12 protein-coding genes and 1 tRNA gene are annotated in these 19,926 nt (G+C 70.0%); 8 read left to right on the forward strand and 5 right to left on the reverse strand.

All coding sequences use genetic code 11. The annotated features are described in order from the left end of the window. Window positions 1-81: 81 nt before the first annotated feature. A complete protein-coding gene (locus AC07OZ_RS19615) occupies window positions 82-2,361 on the reverse strand; it encodes an Orn/Lys/Arg family decarboxylase (protein ID WP_495468760.1) in 2,280 nt (759 codons plus the stop codon). A 290-nt stretch (window positions 2,362-2,651) separates the two neighbouring features. On the opposite strand from AC07OZ_RS19615, the gene AC07OZ_RS19620 reads away from it, so the two are divergent. The 5 genes from AC07OZ_RS19620 to sodC all read left to right on the forward strand — a co-directional run bounded on the left by AC07OZ_RS19620 (window position 2,652) and on the right by sodC (window position 5,587). Next, window positions 2,652-3,083, forward strand: a complete 432-nt coding sequence (locus AC07OZ_RS19620) for an NfeD family protein (protein WP_495468761.1) — start codon at window positions 2,652-2,654, stop codon at window positions 3,081-3,083. A gap of 46 nt (window positions 3,084-3,129) precedes the next feature. Beyond that, window positions 3,130-4,056 carry an SPFH domain-containing protein gene (locus AC07OZ_RS19625; RefSeq protein WP_067274606.1) on the forward strand — a complete coding sequence of 309 codons (927 nt, stop codon included), beginning with the start codon at window positions 3,130-3,132 and terminating at the stop codon, window positions 4,054-4,056. A 104-nt stretch (window positions 4,057-4,160) separates the two neighbouring features. Then, window positions 4,161-4,251: transfer RNA gene (locus AC07OZ_RS19630), tRNA-Ser, on the forward strand. 105 nt (window positions 4,252-4,356) lie between these two features. Continuing rightward, window positions 4,357-4,983, forward strand: a complete 627-nt coding sequence (locus AC07OZ_RS19635; RefSeq protein WP_495468762.1) for a LysE family translocator — start codon at window positions 4,357-4,359, stop codon at window positions 4,981-4,983. A gap of 76 nt (window positions 4,984-5,059) precedes the next feature. After that, window positions 5,060-5,587: a superoxide dismutase [Cu-Zn] SodC gene (gene sodC, locus AC07OZ_RS19640; RefSeq protein ID WP_495468763.1), complete on the forward strand. Its 528-nt coding sequence runs from the start codon at window positions 5,060-5,062 to the stop codon at window positions 5,585-5,587. Window positions 5,588-5,632: 45 nt separating this feature from the next. On the opposite strand, the gene AC07OZ_RS19645 is transcribed toward sodC, so the two are convergent. From AC07OZ_RS19645 to AC07OZ_RS19660, 4 genes are all read right to left on the reverse strand, one after another. Continuing rightward, window positions 5,633-6,718, reverse strand: a complete 1,086-nt coding sequence (locus AC07OZ_RS19645; protein WP_495468764.1) for a MauE/DoxX family redox-associated membrane protein — start codon at window positions 6,716-6,718, stop codon at window positions 5,633-5,635. A gap of 185 nt (window positions 6,719-6,903) precedes the next feature. Then, the gene (locus AC07OZ_RS19650) at window positions 6,904-7,971 is read right to left on the reverse strand and encodes a hypothetical protein (RefSeq protein WP_495468765.1); all 1,068 of its coding nucleotides are present in this window, start codon (window positions 7,969-7,971) and stop codon (window positions 6,904-6,906) included. A gap of 23 nt (window positions 7,972-7,994) precedes the next feature. Further along, window positions 7,995-8,738 carry a hypothetical protein gene (locus AC07OZ_RS19655; protein ID WP_495468766.1) on the reverse strand — a complete coding sequence of 248 codons (744 nt, stop codon included), beginning with the start codon at window positions 8,736-8,738 and terminating at the stop codon, window positions 7,995-7,997. Window positions 8,739-8,877: 139 nt separating this feature from the next. Then, on the reverse strand, window positions 8,878-9,414 hold the full coding sequence (locus tag AC07OZ_RS19660; RefSeq protein ID WP_495468767.1) for a hypothetical protein: 537 nt from the start codon (window positions 9,412-9,414) through the stop codon (window positions 8,878-8,880). Window positions 9,415-9,965: 551 nt separating this feature from the next. Between AC07OZ_RS19660 and AC07OZ_RS19665 the strand changes: the two genes are divergently transcribed. The 3 genes from AC07OZ_RS19665 (at window position 9,966) to AC07OZ_RS19675 (ending at window position 19,843) form a co-directional block, all read left to right on the forward strand. Then, complete coding sequence (locus AC07OZ_RS19665; RefSeq protein ID WP_495468768.1) at window positions 9,966-10,211, forward strand: hypothetical protein; 246 nt, start codon at window positions 9,966-9,968, stop codon at window positions 10,209-10,211. Then, a complete protein-coding gene (locus AC07OZ_RS19670; RefSeq protein WP_495468769.1) occupies window positions 10,208-19,129 on the forward strand; it encodes a GH36-type glycosyl hydrolase domain-containing protein in 8,922 nt (2,973 codons plus the stop codon). The genes AC07OZ_RS19665 and AC07OZ_RS19670 overlap by 4 nt, the downstream gene beginning before the upstream one ends. Before the next feature lie 135 nt (window positions 19,130-19,264). Further along, window positions 19,265-19,843 (forward strand): nucleotidyltransferase family protein, encoded by a 579-nt coding sequence (locus tag AC07OZ_RS19675; RefSeq protein WP_495468770.1) that lies wholly within the window; start codon window positions 19,265-19,267, stop codon window positions 19,841-19,843. The last annotated feature ends 83 nt before the right edge of the window (window positions 19,844-19,926 follow it).

The following is a 19,926-nucleotide window of genomic DNA, read 5'->3' on the forward strand; positions in this document are numbered from 1 at the left end:
CGGCTTCCGCCGGCTCCAACTGAGGTTCACGAGCGAAAACAGGCCCCTCGGGGCCTGTTTGCATTGGCGAAGCGCAGCCGATTACTTCTTGGTGTCGATCACGCAGTCCACGTAGTAGCGGGTGACGCCGTCGTCGCCCTTCTCCGCCACGAGTCCGTGGACGTCGGTGGCGAAGCCCGGGAACTTGGCGTTGAAGTCTCTGGTGAACTTCAGATAGTCCACGATCCGCTTGTTGAAGCGCTCGCCCGGGATCAGCAGCGGGATGCCCGGGGGATACGGCGTCAGCAGCGCGGTCGTGACACGGCCTTCCAGCTTGTCGATCTCGACGCGCTCCGTCTTGCGATGCGCGATGTGCGCATACGCGTCCGACGGCTTCATCGCCGGCTCCAGCTCGGACAGGTAGACCTCGGTCGTCAGGCGCGCGATGTCGCCCGAGGCATAAGCCTCGTGCACGCTCTGGCTCAGATCGCGCAGGCCCATGCGCTCATAGCGCGGGAAGGCCGCCACGAAGTCCGGCAGGATGCGCCAGATCGGCGCGTTGCGGTCGTAGTCGTCCTTGAACTGCTGCAGCGCGGTCAGCAGCGTGTTCCAGCGGCCCTTGGTGATGCCGATGGTGAACATGATGAAGAACGAGTACAGCCCCGTCTTCTCCACCACCACGCCGTGCTCGGCCAGGAACTTGGTGACGATGCTGGCCGGGATGCCGGTCTTGGCGAACTTGCCGCTCATGTCCAGCCCCGGCGTGATGACCGTGGACTTGATCGGATCCAGCATGTTGAAGCCGGCCTCGATCGGACCGAAGCCGTGCCACTTCTCGTTGGCCTTGAGCATCCAGTCGGCCGCCTTGCCGATGCCGTCGCCGACCAGCTTGTCCGGCCCCCAGACCTTGAACCACCAGTCCTTGCCGTAGTCCTTCTCGACCTTGCGCATCGCGCGGCGGAAGTCCAGCGCCTCGCTGATGGACTCCTCCACCAGCGCCGTGCCGCCCGGGGGCTCCATCATCGCGGCCGCGACGTCGCAGCTGGCGATGATCGAGTACTGGGGGCTGGTCGAGGTGTGCATCAGGTACGCCTCGTTGAACAGGTGCTTGTCCAGCTTCACGTTCTGCGAGTCCTGCACCAGCACCTGCGAGGCCTGCGAGATGCCGGCCAGCAGCTTGTGCGTCGACTGCGTGGCATAGACCATCGCGGTCTTCGGCCGCGGGCGGTGCTTGCCCATCGCGTGGTACGAGCCGTAGAAGTTGTGGAACGCCGCGTGCGGCAGCCACGCCTCGTCGAAGTGCAGCGTGTCGATCCAGCCGTCCAGCTTGGACTTGATGGTCTCGGTGTTGTAGAGCACGCCGTCGTAGGTGCTCTGCGTCAGCGTCATGATCCGCGGCTTGGCCTTCTTCGCGTCCACACCCTTGAGCAGCGGATTCTTCGCGATCTTCTTGCGGATGGTGTCGGGCGAGAACTCGCTCTCCGGGATCGGGCCGATGATGCCGTAGTGGTTGCGCGTGGGCGTCATGAAGACCGGCACCGCGCCGGTCATGATGATGCTGTGCAGGATGGACTTGTGGCAGTTGCGGTCGACGACCACGATGTCGCCCGGCGCCACCGTGTGGTGCCAGACCATCTTGTTGGACGTGGACGTGCCGTTGGTGACGAAGAAGCAGTGGTCCGCGTTGAAGATGCGGGCGGCATTCTTCTCGCTCTCGGCGACCGGGCCGGTGTGGTCCAGCAGCTGGCCGAGTTCTTCCACGGCGTTGCAGACGTCGGCGCGCAGCATGTTCTCGCCGAAGAACTGGTGGAACATCTGGCCGACCGGGCTCTTCAGGAAGGCCACGCCGCCGGAGTGCCCCGGGCAGTGCCACGAATAGGAACCGTCCTGCGCATAGGCCATCAGCGCCTTGAAGAACGGCGGCGCCAGGCCGTCGAGGTAGCTTCTCGACTCACGGATGATGTGACGCGCCACGAACTCGGGCGTGTCCTCGAACATGTGGATGAAGCCGTGCAGCTCGCGCAGCACGTCGTTGGGCAGATGCTGCGAGGTGCGCGTCTCCCCATACACGTAGATGGGGATGTCCGCATTCTTGAAGCGGATCTCCTGGATGAACTTGCGCAGGTTCAGCACCGCCGGGTCGAGCTCCGCGCCGTCGCCGTTGCCGGAGAACTCCTCGTCGTCGATCGACAGGATGAAGGCGCTGGCGCGGCTCTGCTGCTGCGCGAACTGGCTCAGGTCGCCGTAGCTCGTGACGCCCAGGACTTCGAAGCCCTCTTTCTGTATGGCCTCCGCAAGCGCGCGGATGCCCAAACCCGAGGTGTTCTCGGAGCGATAGTCCTCGTCGATGATGACGATGGGAAAGCGGAAACGCGGCGTCATGGAGGCCTCCGGATCGGGGCAGGTCAAACAAGAAAGGCGCGAAGTGTAGGGCTACAGCCGTGTCACGCAAGTGTTGATCGGAGGTTGTCGCAGAAACAGAACGGCCATGTCCGCCAGGACCCGCCGGCACCTCCGCCGACACCCCGCCGATCACCGGCCCTCAGCCCGGAAAAGCAGAAGGCAAGCCCCCTTCGGAGCGCCCTGGCAAGCACCGACCCCGGGCGTACACTGACCGGACTCGAAGGACCGGGCGAATCACGGATCGCCCGGCAATCAGCTAGGAGGAATCGATGGACTGGAGTCTCGCCACCTGGTGGTGGGTGATCTGCGGCGTGCTGGTGGCGGCGGAGCTCGCGACCGGCACGACGTTCTATCTCTTGATGCTGGCGCTGGGCGCCGCCGCGGCGGCACTGACCGCGCAAGTCGGCGGGCCGTTCTGGGCGCAGCTGGTCCTCGCCGCGCTCATCGGCGGCGGCGCGGTGACCTGGTGGCATCTCCGCCTGCGTCGCCACCCGAGACTGCCGGCCGCGGAGAACCCCAACGTGAACCTCGACATCGGCCAGAGCCTGGACGTCGCGCACTGGCGCGCCGATGGCACGGCCGAGGTCCGCTATCGCGGCGCCGCCTGGCAGGCGCGCTTCGTTGGCACCGGCACGCCGGCCATCGGGCGCCATGTCATCCGCGCCGTCGAGGGCAGTTGCCTGCTCGTCGAGCCTGCCTGATCCGCCCCACCCGCTTCAATTTCAATCCCGGAGGAGAGCCCCGCTCATGGAAATCATCGCCCTGGTCATCTTGATCGTCGCCATCGTCTTCGTCATCCAGTCGGTGAAGGTGGTCCCCCAGCAGAACGCCTGGGTCGTGGAACGCCTCGGCAAGTACCACGGCACGCTGACGCCCGGCCTGAACATCCTGGTGCCCTTCGTGGACCGCCTGGCCTACAAGCATTCGCTCAAGGAGATCCCGCTGGACGTCCCCAGCCAGGTCTGCATCACGCGCGACAACACCCAGTTGACGGTGGACGGCATCCTGTACTTCCAGGTGACGGACGCGATGCGCGCCAGCTACGGCTCGAGCAACTACATCATCGCGATCACGCAGCTGGCGCAGACCACGCTGCGCTCGGTGATCGGCCGCATGGAGCTGGACCGGACCTTCGAGGAACGCGACGTGATCAACAGCTCGGTCGTGCAGGCGCTGGACGAGGCCGCGTTGAACTGGGGCGTGAAGGTGCTGCGCTACGAGATCAAGGACCTGACGCCGCCGGCGGAGATCCTGCGCTCGATGCAGGCGCAGATCACCGCGGAGCGCGAGAAGCGCGCGCTGATCGCGGCCTCGGAAGGCCGCCGTCAGGAACAGATCAACATCGCGACCGGCGAGCGCGAGGCGGCGATCGCCCGCTCCGAGGGCGAGAAGCAGGCCGAGATCAACAAGGCGCAGGGCGAGGCCGCGGCCATCCTGTCGGTGGCGGAAGCGAGCGCCGAGGCGATCCGCAAGGTCGCCGCGGCGATCCAGCAGCCGGGCGGCAGCGACGCGGTGCAGCTGAAGGTCGCGGAGAAGGCGGTCGAGGCGTTCTCGCAACTGGCCCAGAAGAACAACACGATGATCGTGCCGGCCAACATGAGCGAGGTCTCCGGCCTGATCGGCACCGCGATGGCGCTGATCAAGAGCGACAAGGTGATCCAGCCGGGCCGTTGAGGCCCCGACCGCCCTGCCCTCGCAAGTTGCCCCTCGACTTGCCGGGCAACTCGCCCCGCAAGTTTCATTCAGAGCCAAAAAACTGCGCTATGATGGCGGGCTTCGGAGAGATGGATGAGCGGTTTAAGTCGCACGCCTGGAAAGCGTGTGTAGGTTAATAGCCTACCGAGGGTTCGAATCCCTCTCTCTCCGCCAGACATCCAGTACAACGGGCCTCGAGTGATCGAGGCCCGTTTGCTTTTCCGGATCCGATTCGGGAAGGGCGTCCAGGCGACTGACCGCAGCCTATCATCCCGCCCCATGCTGACCTTCGAACAATTCTTCGGTTTCCTGCTCGCCGCCACGCTGATCACCGCGTCGCCGGGCCCCGACAACCTGATGGTGCTCGGGATGGGCATCTCGAAGGGCCGCCGTCATGGCATGGCCTTCGGCCTCGGGTGCGCGCTCGGTTGCCTGAGTCACACGGTGCTCGCCGCCATCGGCGTCAGCGCGCTGATCGCTGCGTCACCGGTGGCATTCACCGCGTTGAAGGTCTGCGGCGGGCTGTACCTGATCTGGCTCGGCATCAAGGCGCTGCGCAGCCGCGGCGGCGCGACGGTCGGCGATGCGTCGCAGGTCGAGGACTCGCTCTCGCGCCTGTTCTTCAAGGGTGTGTTCGCGAACGCGATCAACCCGAAGGTCGTGCTCTTCTTCCTGTCCTTCCTGCCGCAGTTCGTCGTGCCCGCTCAAGGGCATGTGGCCGCACAGACGGCGCTGCTGGGACTGACCTTCACGCTGCAGGCGGCGGTGCTGTTCGGTCTGCTCGGCTACTTCGCCGGCGCGATCGGCCAGTGGCTGCAGCGCAAGCCGCGCGCGGCGCTGTGGTTGGACCGCGTCGCGGGCGCGGTGTTCGTGGCGTTGGGACTTCGATTGATCGTGTCGCGCTGAACGCGCTCCTTCCGACGAGGGAATCCGACGGCACACGGATTGCCGTCCGTTCCCACCCCCTCGTCAGGAGACTCGCATGACCCTTCGCCCCTTGCTGGCCGCCGCACTGGTGGCCTGCCTGCCCGTGACCGCGGCGCTCGCCGCCGAAGCCACCGTGACCTTGAAGGTCGCCACCCCGCAGGGGGAAGGCGGCCCCGTCGGCACCGTCACGATGGAGGACACGAAGTACGGCCTCGTCTTCACGCCCAAGCTCACCGGCCTGCCGCCGGGGCTGCACGGTTTCCACGTGCACGCGAATCCGTCCTGCGCCGCCGCCGACAAGGACGGCAAGCCCTCCCCCGCCGAAGCGGCGGGCGGTCATTTCGATCCGAAGAAATCCGGCAAGCACGGCGAGCCCTGGGGCGACGGCCACCTGGGTGACCTGCCGCCGATGTTCGTCAACGGGGAAGGCGAAGCGAGCCAGCCCGTGCTCGCGCCGCGCCTGAAGCTGGCGGACGTCAAGGGCCATGCATTGATGGTCCACGCAGGCGGCGACAACCATGCCGACCACCCTGCCCCGCTCGGCGGTGGCGGCGCGCGCATCGCCTGCGGCGTGATCCAGTGAATCAGTGATCCGATAGCACCGCCCCGGCACAGGCCGGGGCGCCGTTCAAGCGGAGGCCAGCGGCAGCGCGTGCCCGTCGCCCTGCGACAGCACCGGCGCGTCGTACAGCGCGCGGATCGCGTCGCGCCCCACCGCCACCGTGCTCAGGATGCGGCCGTCGGCGCCCACCCACAGCGCGCTCGGCGTGGCGATCACGCCGAAGAGCTGGTTGATGTCCTGCCCCGACTGCAGCACCACGCGGTCCGGCGCGAGGTTGTTGAAGGTCGTGCGGTTCGACTCGGCGCTGCCGCTGCTGATGGTGAGCCAGTGCACGGGCTCGCCGTCCTGACGGCGCCAGGACGCCATCTCCTTCATGACCTCGTGGCACGGCGCGCATTGCGGTCCGACGAAGACCAGCAGTTGCGACCCCGACTGCGCGACGTAGTCCGCCAGCGTGCGCGTGTTGCCCGCCACGGTCGGCGCAGCGAAGGCCGGCGCCGCCTGACCGACGCGCAGCACCTGGTTGGACACCAGCGTCTCCAGGCTGGGCACGCCGCCCGCGGGTTCGATGCCCAGCGACTGCAGCCGCAGTTCGAGGTGATCGATCTTCAGCAGCAGGCGCCCTTGCTGGCGCGCCAGATGCAGCACCAGCCAGCCCAGCAGTCCGACCGCCAGCACCAGCACCGTCGAGAGCAAGACCTGCCCCCTGCCGCCGGACACCAGCGTGCCGGTCAACGAAGCCGCCCCGTCGACCGCCAGCGCGCTGGACAGCAGCCAGGCCGCCAGCGCGACCAGCAGGCCGTTGCGGACCACGCTGGCCCACGAGATCGGCTGCGAACGCGTCTGCCCGAAGCAATTGCACGAGGGCTTGTTGCCCTGCGCCAGTTGCGCCGCCATCGCCGCGGCGAACACGGCCAGCAGACCGGCCGCCAGGGCGATGCCCAGCGCCGGCGCCCACGGCAGCACCACCAGCAGCGCGACCGCGAACTCCAGCAGCGGCAACAGCCAGGCACCGGATCGCGCCAGCGCCGACGGCACGCCGAAGCTGCGCAGCGCCTGCGCGGTCGCATCCGGCTCCGCGAGCTTGGACCACGCCGCGAGCGCGAACACGCCCGCCAGGAACCAGCCCCCCAACACGATCAGGATGTCCACGATGCGTCTCCCTTCCCGTTCCGTTTGTCCGGTGTCGCCACCAATGGTTGTGCCCGGCCGAAGGGCCGGGCGACATGCCAGTGCCCTGCGTCGCGACCGGTGTCGCGACGCGAGGCGCTGATCGAGCTCCCGATCGTCGACGCGAAGGGCCGACGCGATCGGGGCGTTGCTTGCGGTGATCGCGGTTATTTCGCCCGCATCTCGTCCGCACCACCTGCCGGACCGGCCGTCGTCATGCCGAAGCTGGGCACCGACGCCGAGCGGCTCGCCAGACTGGATCCCACGACGAAGCAAGGCCGGATGCAGATCGGCGTCGAGCCGCAGCAGGTCACGCTGACGCAGGCCCATCCGGACGGGCAACCGGCCGACGAAGAGCAGGTCGGCAAGCCCGCGCACGACTGCGGCAGGTGGCAGAAGCCGCGGCCCTCGATGGTCTGGAAGCACACGCAACCGGGGTCCTGGCAACTCGGCAGCGCGCCGCAGGTGCCGCCCGGGCAAGTCGGGCAAGGCTGCGTGCCGCAGCAATCGCAACCGGCCTGCTGCGCGGCGGTGAAGGCATCGCCGCCGGCGTTGTTGACCGCCTGGTAGTACGCCCCCGCAGCCGCCTTGCAGGCGCCGCGCTTGATCTTGTTGCTGTCCACCGTGATCGGTCCGACCTGCACCAGATTGACCGGGTAGGCCGCATCGCAGGAGCCCGTCATGCAGCTGTAGAAGGTGTTGTCGCAACCGGCCTTGCCCTGGTTGCACTCGCCGTAGCAGCAGTCGTGGCCGTTGCAGCAACCGAGGAAACTCGCCGCGCCGTATTGCGACGGGAACTGCGTGCCGCCCGCCGCGCCGCAGCCGTTGGGCGTGCAGCTGTAGCCGGGATGCGCGACCTTGTTCGGGCAGGCCGCGAGGTCCGCCACCGGATGCTTGTTGGCGATGGCGCCGCCGGGCAGGCAGCACTGCAGCGCCGGGTCGTAGAGCTGGCGGCCGCACAGGCAATCCGCCGCCGCCTGCGCCGTCCGCGGCAGCAGGCCGCCAGCCAGCGTGGAGAACACGCCCAGCACCGACACCTTCAGCACGTCGCGGCGCGAGCCCTGGCTGCCCAGCGAGCGGGTGAAGTTGTCGAAGGCGTTGTCGGCCAGATGCCCCTGGAGATCGATGGCGTCATCCGATCGCAAGGCGGGCGAATCGCTGGCGGAGAAACCGCCCATGCCGCGCCGCAAGAGCGCGGCGACGCGTTGCCCGAAACCGAAGGTGCGTTCTGTCATGGATCACTCCTTGCCGGTGCGGCTCAGGCACGCGACGGCGTCAGCGTGTAGTCGGCGGCCACCTTGCCGGCGTCGTCGGCCGTGTGGTCCCAGGCGACCAGGCTCGCGCCGGTCGATTCGGAGCTCGTGCGCGGGCTCATCAGCTGGAAGCCGGACAAGGTCGCCCCGGGCGCCACGTGATTCGGATACGGCGGCACCAGGTCCGAGGCGACCCAGGTCACGTAGGTCATGCCGTCGGTGTCCGCCTCCCAGCCCGCCGGCGTGCCGGTCACGGTGACCGGCGCGTTGACCGACAGCGACAGCGTCGCGATGTGCTGGCCGCTGCCCGCCGACTCGTTGTTGGTCAGCGCGTAGCTCCAGTAGCTGGGCGTGGTCGTGACCGCGAGCGAGGCGCGCAGCTCGTCAGCCGGGAAGCTCCCCGCCGCCGGCACCCGCACGTAGCGGCTCACCGTCAGGCCGTAGGCCACGCCGGCGACGACGTAGGACCCGCGCACCGTCAGCAACAGGTTGGCGTTGTCGACCAGCCCCGCGTCGGAGAAACGCCCCGCGAAGGTCGTCGACGACGAGGCCCCGAGCGTGCCCAGCACGATGGGCGCATTGGGCGGACTCTGCCGCGTGGCAGTGCCGTAGGTGATGCTGGTGATCTGCACGCCCTGGAGTGCCGATTCGCCGATGTTCATCAACGGGATGTTCAACCTCACCTGACCGGCGAAGCGCTGGATGAATGGCGCGCCGAGGGTCACGCGCGCGGAGACGACTGTGGCCATGCCTGCCCCTTGTGATGTCTCGAAGAGAGTCGATGTGGACCCGTCGTGTCCGGGCGCGACCGCTGATGCCCGATGGCCGGTCGCTGCGGGGGACGGGAGAGGAAACCAGCCGGCGGCGTGATCCGCCGGCCGTCCGTTCTCAGGTGCCGACGAATGGCGTCGGGGAAAGCGTCGCGGACGGGCGCGACGAGCGGCCGGCGCGGCGCGCGACCAGCGGCACCAGCGCGATCAGCGCCAGGGCGAACGTGCCGGGTTCCGGCACCTCGCTCGCCGCGGCGGCGCGCACCGTCACCGCCACGGACACCTCGTCGGCGAAGTTGCCGTTGATGTCCGACAGCAGGATGGAGAGGTTGAAGTTCAGGTCCGCGAGGATGTCGGGCAGCGTCACGACCATCAGCAGGTCCAGCACCGGGCTGATGGTGCGGTCAGGGATCACCACCTCCGGATCGCCCAGCAGCGGCGTCGCGTCCACATACGGGAAGGGGAAGCCGCTGAGCGAGAGGAAGAAGTCGGTGGTCAGCAGCGGACCGCCGCTGACGTTGGTGATCTGGCCGCTGATGACGACGCTGTCGCCGGCGTCCAGCACGACCGAAGTCTGTGTCGTGGTGAGCGTGATCGGCGCGGCCGCGGCGGGCGCCGCGGACAGGCCGAGCAGGCCGGCCACCGAGGCGGCCATCAACACCCCTCTTGCCAAGAGTCGGGCACCCAGGTGTCGACTTCTCTGGAACCAGGCTGTCGCGAGCATGATCACCCTCCTGTGCGCCGATGGCGCCCCTGTTGCGATGCGATTGCTGCGAAGTCTAGGAGTCGACACGCGCCCCACCCACCCCCTATCTCTTAAGCGGGGACAGCCCCCCTCATTCGAGGCAGCCTGCCGCCGATGCCCCTGTCCATCGGGGTTGCAGCGCATCCCTTCTCCTCTGGCGCGGCCTCCCGGATCCTCCTGCGAGTGAAGACACCACCACCACCGGACGGGTGTCGGGAGGGACAGACGCGACCATCGCCCGGGTGACAGGCAAGGGACAGCCGATGTCCCTGCCAGGGACAAAGCAGGGACAGGAAGGGTCTTCCTGCGAAGTTGACATCGCGCTCGAATTCATGCCTTGGCATGGGTATGTGGATGGCCAGCCGCGGCACCCGCACGAATTGCTTGCGCAGGCATGGTGCTTGCCAAGCTGATACGTCCGGTTTCAGACCGCTTCATCCACTTGCAGAGAGGTTCCCACCATGAACAGCCCAGTCGGCCCGCTCAGTCCGATCGCCCAGGTCGGTCCGGTCGGCCTCGCCGTCCCGCACATCAACGATCAGGCGAAGGCGCTCCAGCGCCACCTGCTCCAGTGCGCCAAGGCACGCGGGCGATGGTTCGGCGTCGCATTGTTCGCCGAACGGGCACGGGGGTTGGTGCTGCCCCGGCTGGCCACGACGGCCGCCCTCAGCGCCATCACCATCGGCCTGTTTGCCCACTGGCTATGACTGAAATCCGGAGCGCGAACGACCCCACCCGACCTCCGGCGGCCCCGCCGGAAGCCCCGTCGGACCGCTCCGTCGATCCGGGACCCGATCCCTCCCCGGAAATTGCGGAAGAACTTGCGCTGCTCGACCCGGCACTCGGCACCATCGAGCCGCCGGTGCGGGCGGTGCTGTTCGGTCAGGCGCGCTTCGAACAGCATGGACGAAGCCTCGCGCAAGCGCAGGCGGTCCAGGGCACGGCCGGCGCGGGCCAGTTCTTTCCCCGCCTCGACGACAACGTCGCGATGCTGCAGCAGGCGCGGCGGCTGATCGAGAAACGCCATCGCGACTTCCGCCATCTCGGCGCCGCCGGCAAATGGCTGCTGGACAACGCCGCGCTGATCGACGAGCAGACCCACCAGGTGCGCCGCGGCCTGCCCCGCAGCTTCTTCCGGCTGCTGCCGCGCCTGCGCGACGAGCCGCTGGCCGGCCTGCCGCGCATCTACGGCGTCGCCTGGGCCTGGGTCGCGCACACCGACGGCGGCTTCGACACCGACCTGCTGGCCGCCTACCTGCGGGCCTACCAGGAGGAACGGGCGTTGTCGCTGGCCGAGCTCTGGGCCCTGCCGACCACGCTGCGGGTCGTGCTGGTCGAGAACCTGCGCCGGCTGGCCGAGCGCTTCGCCACGCTGCAGGCGGCGCGGGACGTCGTCCATCACTGGTACGACGGCCGGCCCACGGAAGTCGGCATCGAAGCGATCACGCAGCTCGAGCCGCGCATGAAGGAACGCGGTGTCCTCGAAGCGTTCTGGCTCCAGATCGATCATCGCCTCGAGGAATTGCCGCAGCCGCTGATGGGTGAGCTCGCCGCCTGGCTCAGCACGCGCCTGCCCTCGCCCGCGCAGGCGCTCGCGCGACAGCAGGACGAATCGATCCGCGACCTGCAGAGCATCCGCAACGCGATCACGGCGCTGCGACGCATCGACCAGACGGACTGGCGCCGGCTGATCCAGACCGTCAGCCCCGTGATGCAGACGCTGGGCGCGTCGCCGGTTTTCGCCGCCGAAGCCGCGGACACGCAGGACATGACGCTGCATGAGATCGAGCGGCTCGCGCGCAAGTGCGACAAGAGCGAGCTCGACATCGCCCGCCAGTTGCTGGCGCTGACGCAACGCGCCGGTCCACCGGAGGATGGCGAGCCCGACCGCCGCAGCGCGCCGGTCTACTGGTGGCGCGGCGCCGGCCGGCCGACGCTGCTCGCGGCGCTGGGCCTGCGGGAGCGCCGCTGGCCCCCGCACGACACCGCGCCCGGGCAACGCTGGGCGGCGGTGGCCTACCTCGGCGGTCTCGCGCTGCTGAGCCTGTTCGGCCTGTACTGGCTGATGAGCCAGGCCCCCCTCGGCGCACCAGCTTGGCTGCTGTGGACCGCCGCGGTGCTGGCCGCCGGGCCGATCAGCGAAGCCGTCGTGGCCCTGACCAACCGCTGGATCAGCGAGCTCGCGCGTCCCGCGCGCCTGCCGCGGCTGGACTTCTCCGCCGGGCTGCCCGACGCGGAGCGCACGCTGGTCGTGATGCCGGTCCTGCTGCCCAACGAGGACGCCATCGCACCGCTGATCGCGCAGCTGGAGCAGCATCACCTCGCCAATCCCGAGCGCCTGGTGCAATTCGCCCTGCTCAGCGATCACGCCGATGCCTACGAAGAACACCAGCCCGGCGACACCATGATCGTCGTCACCGCGGCGGACGCGATCGCGGCGCTCAACGAGCGCCACGGCCCGCTGGCCGACGGCCAGCCGCGTTTCCTGCTGCTGCATCGCCAGCGCGAGTGGTCCTCGACCGAGCGCCGCTGGATCGGCTGGGAGCGCAAGCGCGGCAAGATCGAGCTGCTGCTGCGCACGCTGGCGGCATCGGCCGGCTCCTCGCCCGAGATTCCGCCCGAGATTCCGCCCGAGACTCTGCCCGCAACTACGCCCGCGACATCGCCCTTCGTCGACTTCGGCGCCATGTCCCGGCCCGCCGGCGGCGTGCGCCACCTGATCACGCTGGACGCCGACACCGACATGCCGCCGGGTCGCCTGCGTGCGCTCGTCGGCACCGCCGCCCATCCGGTCAACCGCCCCCGCGTGGACACCACGCGCCGCCAGGTCGTCGAGGGCTACGCCATCCTGCAGCCGCGCGTGCTCGCGCCCATGCCCGACGACAAGGAGAGCACCCCCTACCACCGCCTGTTCGTCGGCCAGTTCGGCATCGACCCGTACAGCGCGGTCAGCTCGGAGATCTTCCAGGACCTGTTCGGCGAAGGCAGCTTCACCGGCAAGGGCCTGCTCGACGTGCGCGCCTGCCATGCGGTGCTCGACGCCCGCCTGCCCGAGGGTCAGGTCTTGAGCCACGACCTGCTGGAAGGCAGCATCGCGCGCTGCGCCGGCGTCTCCGACATCACGCTGGTCGAGGACTCGCCGATGCATGCGGACGTCGCGCATGCGCGCTTGCACCGCTGGACGCGCGGCGACTGGCAGCTGCTGCCCTTCATCGCGCGCGCGGGCCGCTACGGCATCGCCCCGATCAACCGCTGGAAGCTGATCGACAACCTGCGCCGCTCGCTGGTCGCGCCGATGTCGCTGGGGCTGATGCTGCTGGTGCTGGGCACCGGGGTGCTGCCCTTCGGACTGACGCTGGCGGTCGTCGCCGGCGCCTTCGCGGTCGGGCCGCTGGTCGGCGCGCTGGCCGGGCTGGTGCCCAGCCGCGACGGCCTGGCGCGCCGGCACTTCTACCGCGAGACCGCGCTCGACCTGCGCCGGGCGCTGGGACTCGCCGCCTGGCATGTCGCGCTGCTGCTGCACCTGTCGCTGCTGTACCTCGACGCGATCGGCCGCGCGCTGTGGCGCCAGACCGTGTCCGGCCGCCACCTGCTCGAATGGACGACAGCCGCCGCCGCGCAGGCCGCCGCGCGGCGCGAGCTGCCGGCGCTGGTCCGCCAGCATCTGCGCGTGCCGATCGCGGCCGCGGTGCTCGGCGGCGCGCTGGCCGCCGCCGCCCTGTCCGGCGCGCCGGTCGACGGCACGGCGGCACTGGTGCTGCTGGCCGTCTGGGCGCTCTCGCCGCTGTGGATCTGGTGGACCAGCGCGCCGCGTGCGCCGCTGCTCAACCGCGAGGCCGAACTCGACCCGCAGGGCCGGACCTACCTCTGGCAGCTCGCGCGCGACACCTGGCGCTTCTACGACACGCACGTCGGCGTTGCCGACAACCACCTGCCGCCGGACAACGTGCAGCTGACGCCGCACCTGCTGGTCGCGCACCGGACCTCGCCGACCAACATCGGCCTGTACCTGCTCGCCGTCGCCTGCGCGCGCGAGATGGGCTTCATCGGCGTCGTGACCATGGCGGAGCGGCTGTCGGCGACCCTGGACACGCTTGAACGCCTGCCGCGCTGGCGTGGCCATTTCTACAACTGGTACGACACGGAATCCCTGGTCGTGCTGGCCCCGGGCTACGTGTCGGCGGTCGACAGCGGCAACTGCTCGGCGCACCTGCTGACGGTCGCGCGGGCCTGCGAACTGGCGGCGGAGATGACGCCGGACCAGCTCGCCGCCGCGCCGCGCGACGCGCTGGTGAAAACGCTGCACCGCCTGCGCGTGATGCAGCCGCCGCTGGCCAACGACGGCGTGCTGGGCGCGGGCGCCTCGCTGGTGGCCGCGCTGATCGATCCCGAGAACGCCGGCGCCGGCGCCGAGGAGCAGCAGGCCGTGCTGCGCGCTCAGGTCGCGGCCGCGCTCGCGGAGCTCGAGGGCCTCGCCACCGCGGAGCACTACGAGGCGACTGCGGCACATTGGCTGCTGCGCGACCTGATCGCGCAGCTGACGTCGTTCTGGCGCGATCACGGCGCAGGTTTCGTCGAATCGCGGCAGCGCCTGCGCGAACTCGCCCAGCGCGCGCGCCGCCTCGGCCTGGAGGCCGACTACCGTCCGCTGTTCGACCCCGAGCGCCGACTGCTCCGCATCGGCTGGCGCGGCGACGCGCAGCAGCTCGACGACAACCACTACGACCTGCTCGCCAGCGAGGCCCGGCTCACCAGCCTGATCGCGATCGCCAAGGGCGATCTGCCGCCGGAGCACTGGCGCTCGCTCGGCCGGCCGTTCTTCGCGCGCGACGGGGCCGGCACCATTGCTGGCGATTCGCTGGGGCTCAAGTCGTGGACGGGCTCGATGTTCGAGTACCTCATGCCTTCGCTGGTGTTGCGCGAGCCGGCCAACAGCGCGCTGGGCCGCGCGATCCGCACGGCGGTCGCCGAGCAGCGCATCGAGGCGCGCGGCAAGGGCACGCCCTGGGGCATCTCGGAATCGGCGATCGCCGGACAGGACCACACCCTCGCCTACCAGTACGGTCCACAGGGCGTGCAGACGCTGGCCCTGGCGCGGCTGGCCGTGGACGAGCGCGTGCTCGCGCCCTACGCCGCCGTGATGGCCGCGATCGTGGCGCCGGTGCGGGTCGTGGCCAACCTGCAGGCCTTCGAGCGGCTCGGCGCGCGCGGCGCGTTCGGGTTCATCGAGGCGGTCGACTACACGCCTCAGCGGCAGACCGCCGGCGCGGGCTTCACGCTCGTGCAGACCTACATGGCGCATCACCAGGCGATGGGCTTCGTCGCGCTGACCAACCTGCTGGCCGACGACGCGCCGCGCCGCTGGCTGATGAGCGATCCGCACGTGAAGGCCGTCGCCACGCTGCTGCATGAACGCGCGCCGCGAGAGGTGGCCCCGCTGTCCACCGACATCAGCGATCCGACACCGCGCGCGCGCCAGGTGCGCAAGACGCGGATGGTGCGAGAGAGCGAGCCACTGGACGAGACGCTGCCGCTGACGCACATGCTGACCAACGGCCGCTACTCGGTGGTGCTGCGCAGCCACGGCGGCGGCTACAGCAACTGGGACGGCGTGGCGGTCACGCGCTGGCGCGACGACCTGCTGCGCGACCAGCACGGCAGCTTCACGATGTTGCGCCGCGCCGGCGAGGACGACTGGTTCAGCAACACCGCCCGGCCGACGCCCGATCCGCGCGCCCGCTACGAGGCCCGCATGCAGGCCGAGCGCGTGCTCTTCGAAGCCGCCTGGCCCGACCTGCAGAGCTGCACCACGGTGTGGGTGAGCCCCGAGGACGACTGCGAGCTGCGCCAGGTCGAGCTCACGAACCGCGGCACGAAGCCGCTGGTGCTGGATCTCGTGTCCTCCTTCGAGGCCACGCTCGCGCCGCAGCGCGGCGACGAGGCGCATCCGGCCTTCTCCAACCTGTTCATCCAGGCCCGCTGGGACGAGGCGGAACACGCGCTGCACCTGCGGCGCCGGCCGCGCCTGTTCGACGAAGCGGCGATGCGCGCGGTGTTCTTCCTGGCCGGCGTCGACGGCGGCGCGGCATGCGGCAAGACGACGCGGCGCGACGGCGTCGTCCCGGCCGACGGCCGCGATGACGCGGACCTCCGCCCCGATGGCTACACGCTGCGGGAGGTGCTGCCGATCGCCGACCGCGGACGCTGGCTCGGCCGCTACGGCAGTTCCACGCGCCCGGTGGGCGACGCGCGGCCGGAGTTCGTCGATGACGAGGCCGACGTGACCGCTGCGGGCGAGCCGGGCCGGTTGCTCGACACTGGCTTGGATCCGATCGCCGGCCTGCGGGTCGGGGTGGATCTCGCGCCCGGCGCCACCGTGCGGCTGACCTTCTGCACGGCGGCCTCGCGCGACGGCGACCTGTTGCGCGCGCTGGTCGACAAGTACCGCCAGCCGGCGCATGTGGAGCGCTCCGCATCGATGTCGCACACGATGGGCGGCATCCGGCTGCGGGAACTGCAGTTCGACACCGCCACCTGGGGCGCGCTGCTGCAGCTCAACACGCTGGTCACCGGCCAGGCAGTGCGCGAACCCGCGCACGTCCGCGAGCCGCGCGGCCGCTGCGACCGCCGCGCGCTGTACCGCTTCGGCATCTCCGGGGACCGGCCGATCCTGATGGTCACGGTCACCGGCGAGGAAGGCATCGACCTCATCCGCGCGCTGAAGAAGGCGCTGCGCATGTGGACCACGCATGCAGTCGGCGTCGACCTCGTCGTGCTGAACGAGGAGCCTTCCTCGTACAACGCGCCGGTGCAGCAGGCGCTGCAAGCCTTGCAGGCGCGGTTGCAGGGTCAGGCGCAGGGCAAGCCGGGGCACCTCTGTTCGGCGCTGCACGTGCTGCGCGACAGCGATCTTCAACCCGACGAACGCTTCACGCTGCAGACGCTGACGCGCCTGCGCCTGCAGGCCGACGGCCGCTCACTCGCTCAACAGCTGGAACGCTGGATCGAGGACACGGCGCCGACGAACGAGTCCGAACGGCTGCCGGTGGCGCACGCGCTGGCCGAGCGCCCTCGCCCCGAGGCGACACCACGTCCGCCGGAAGGCCGCTTCGATCCGGAGCACGGCGGCTTCTCCTTCGAGGTGTCGCCGGACCGCCATCCTTCCAAGCCCTGGGTCAACGTGCTCGCGAACCGCGACTTCGGCTGCCAGGTCACCGAGATCGCGGCGGGCTACACCTGGGCGGGCAACAGCCGGATGCACCAGGTCACGCCGTGGTCCAACGACCCCCTGATCGACCCGCCCGGCGAGTGGCTGCTGCTGCACGACCTGGACAACGACCGCGTCTGGCCGCTGGGCCGGCAGCTGCGGCGCGAGGCGCCGCTGTCGATCGAGCACGGCATCGGCTACTCGCGCAGCCGGCAGCGCCTGGACGACCTTCAGGTGGAGCTGTGCTGGTGCGTCGACCGCGACGCGTCGGTGAAGCAGGTGCAGGTGCGCATCGACTCAGGCGCCCGGTCACGCCGCCGGTTGCGGCTGGTCGCGTTGGCCGAATGGCAACTCGGCAGCGCGCGCAGCGAGCGCCTCTCGGTGACGACGCACAACGACTGGCTGACGGTCGGTGAACTCGGCGCCGGACTGCCGCAGCCGGAACGCGCGCTCGCGCTGCAGGCGACGCAGCTCGACCATCTCGGCGGGTTCGGCGACGCGACGGCGGCGCTCTGCATCCGCCCGCGGCAACCGGGCGACGGCGGCGGCTCTGCGCGAGTAAACGCCGAGCCCGGTGCGGCGCGCGTGCGGCTCGACCAGCAGGACTGGACCTGCGACCGGCGGGAGTTCTTCGACAGCGCCGGCCGCATGGTGCTGCCGAAGACACTGAGCCGCCGCGCAGGCAGCGGTCTCGACGCCTGCGCCGCGTTGTCGGCGCGCCTGGAGCTCGACGCCTCGCAACCGGCCGAGTTGACCGTCCTGCTGGGCCACGCACCGTCACCGGATGCCGCGCATGCGCTGATGGAATCGGCCTGGAAGGTCGATCCGGCCACGCGGCTGGACCGGCAGCGCCGGCAATGGCCGGAACTGCTGGGCGGGCTGCAGGTCTCGACGCCGGACCCTCGCTTCGACGCGCTGACCAATCACTGGCTGCCCTATCAGACGCTGGTCTGCCGCATGTGGGCCCGCGCCGGCTTCTACCAGGCGGGCGGCGCCTTCGGCTACCGCGACCAGCTGCAGGACGCGATGGCGCTGACGGACGTCGCGCCACAGTTGCTGGCCGACCAGATCCGGCGCAGCGCGGCGCGGCAGTTCCCCGAGGGCGACGTCCAGCACTGGTGGCACGAACCAGGCGGCGCGGGCGTGCGCACGCATTTCTCGGACGACCGCTTGTGGCTGCCGTATGCGCTGGCGCACTACCTGGTCCGGACCGGCGACCTGACGCTGCTCGAGGACGCGGTGCCCTTCCTCAACGGACAGCAGGTGCCCGAAGGCGCCGAGGACATCTACGAGAGCCCGCGCACCGACGGCCCGATGGCCTCGGTCTACGAGCACGCGGCTCGCGCGATCGACCGCAGCCTGGGCAGCGGTCAGCACGGCCTGCCGCTGTTCGGCACCGGCGACTGGAACGACGGCATGAACCGCGTCGGCCACGAGGGCAAGGGTGAATCGGTGTGGATGGCCTGGTTCCTGGCTCAGGTGATCGAGGACTTCGCGCCCATCGCCACCGCGCGCGGCGAGCACGAACGCGTGCAACGCTGGAAGGCGGCGCGCGACGGCTGGGTCGCGGCGCTGGACGGTCCCGGGTGGGACGGCCAGTGGTACCGGCGCGGCTTCTTCGACGACGGTTCGCCACTGGGGTCGTCGGAGAACGCGGAGTGCAAGATCGACCTGATCGCGCAGAGCTGGGCGGTGCTGACCGCGGCCGCCGATCCCGCGCATGCGCGGCAGGCAATGGCCAGCGCCTGCGCGCACCTGCTCGATCCGGTGGCGAAGCTGGCGCGGCTGCTGCATCCGCCGCTGGCGATGGCGCAGCCGAGCGCGGGCTACATCCAGTCCTACGCCCCGGGCGTGCGCGAGAACGGCGGCCAGTACAACCACGCGGCGGTGTGGGCGCTGATGGCGCTGGCGCGGCTGGGGCAGCGCGACACGATGTGGCAGGTCTACACCGGACTGAGCCCGGCGCACCGCTGGGCCGATCCGCGCCTGGGGCCGGTCTACGCGATCGAGCCCTACGTGATGGCCGGCGACATCTACTCGCACGCGCCGTGGGTCGGACGCGGCGGCTGGAGCTGGTACAGCGGCTCGGCGGGCTGGCTGCTGCGGGCCTCGCTGGAGGCGATCTGCGGCATCGTCGTCGAACAGGGCCGGCTGCGCGTCACCGCCTGCCTGCCGGTGCACTGGGACCAGGCGGAGGTGCGCATCCGCCACCAGGACCGCTGGCTGCGCGTGATCGTCTGCGCCAACGAGACGGCCTGCCGTGCCGCGCAGACGCGCGAACCCGGCGCCCGGCGCGAGAACGCGGGCGAAGCCATCGAGCTGTCCTCGCTCTCGCCGGACCAGGCGCTGGTGGTCGTCAGCGTGCCGGAGACGGTGCGCTTGCCGGAGGCGGCGGAGCTGCGTACCACCGGGCGTTGAAGAACAACGGGACGACGACCGGGAGATGCTCTCGGTCGTCGTCCCGATCCCAGTGGCGCTTCGATTCTGGGCGCTCGGCTAGAGAGGGATTCCACTGACCGGAGCGCCTCGTCTGGCGCCGCCAGAATGGCCGGCATGTCGCTCGATCAACCCGTGCAAGACCTGCAGGACCGCTTCGTCGCGGACCTGCTCACCAACCCCAACAACCGCGCGATCCTGGCCCGCTGGGAGGCGCTCGCGCTGCCCGACGGCTGGCTGGTCGCCGGCTGCCTGTTCCAGACCGTCTGGAACCTGCGGGACGGCAAGCCGCCAGCGTCGGACATCAAGGACTACGACCTCTTCTACTTCGATCCGGATGACCTGAGCGCCGAGGCCGAGCGACGCGTCCAGGCCCGCGCGGACGCGGTGCTGGGCGACCTCGGCATCACGATCGAGGTGGCCAACCAGGCGCGCGTGCACCTCTGGTACGAGGAGGATTTCGGTGAACCGTACCAGCCGCTGCACAGCTCGCGCGCTGGCATCGAGCGCTTCCTGGTGCCGTCGACCTGCGTCGGCGTGCGACCCGGTGAGGTCTACGCGCCCTACGGCCTGGAAGGCCTGTACCAGGGCGTGCTCGCGATGAATCCGCTGGTGCCGCATCGCAAGCTCTTCGAGGGCAAGGCCGCGTCATACCAGCGGCGCTGGCCCTGGCTGACGATCCAGCTTCCGGCGTAACGAAGGATCCGCCTCGGCATCCATCCGCCCGTCGCCGCGCCAGGGGTCGCGGCGGATCGCGCGGTGGGACGGACAGTGCGAAC

Source organism: Roseateles sp. GW821-FHT09G03, assembly GCF_059416045.1.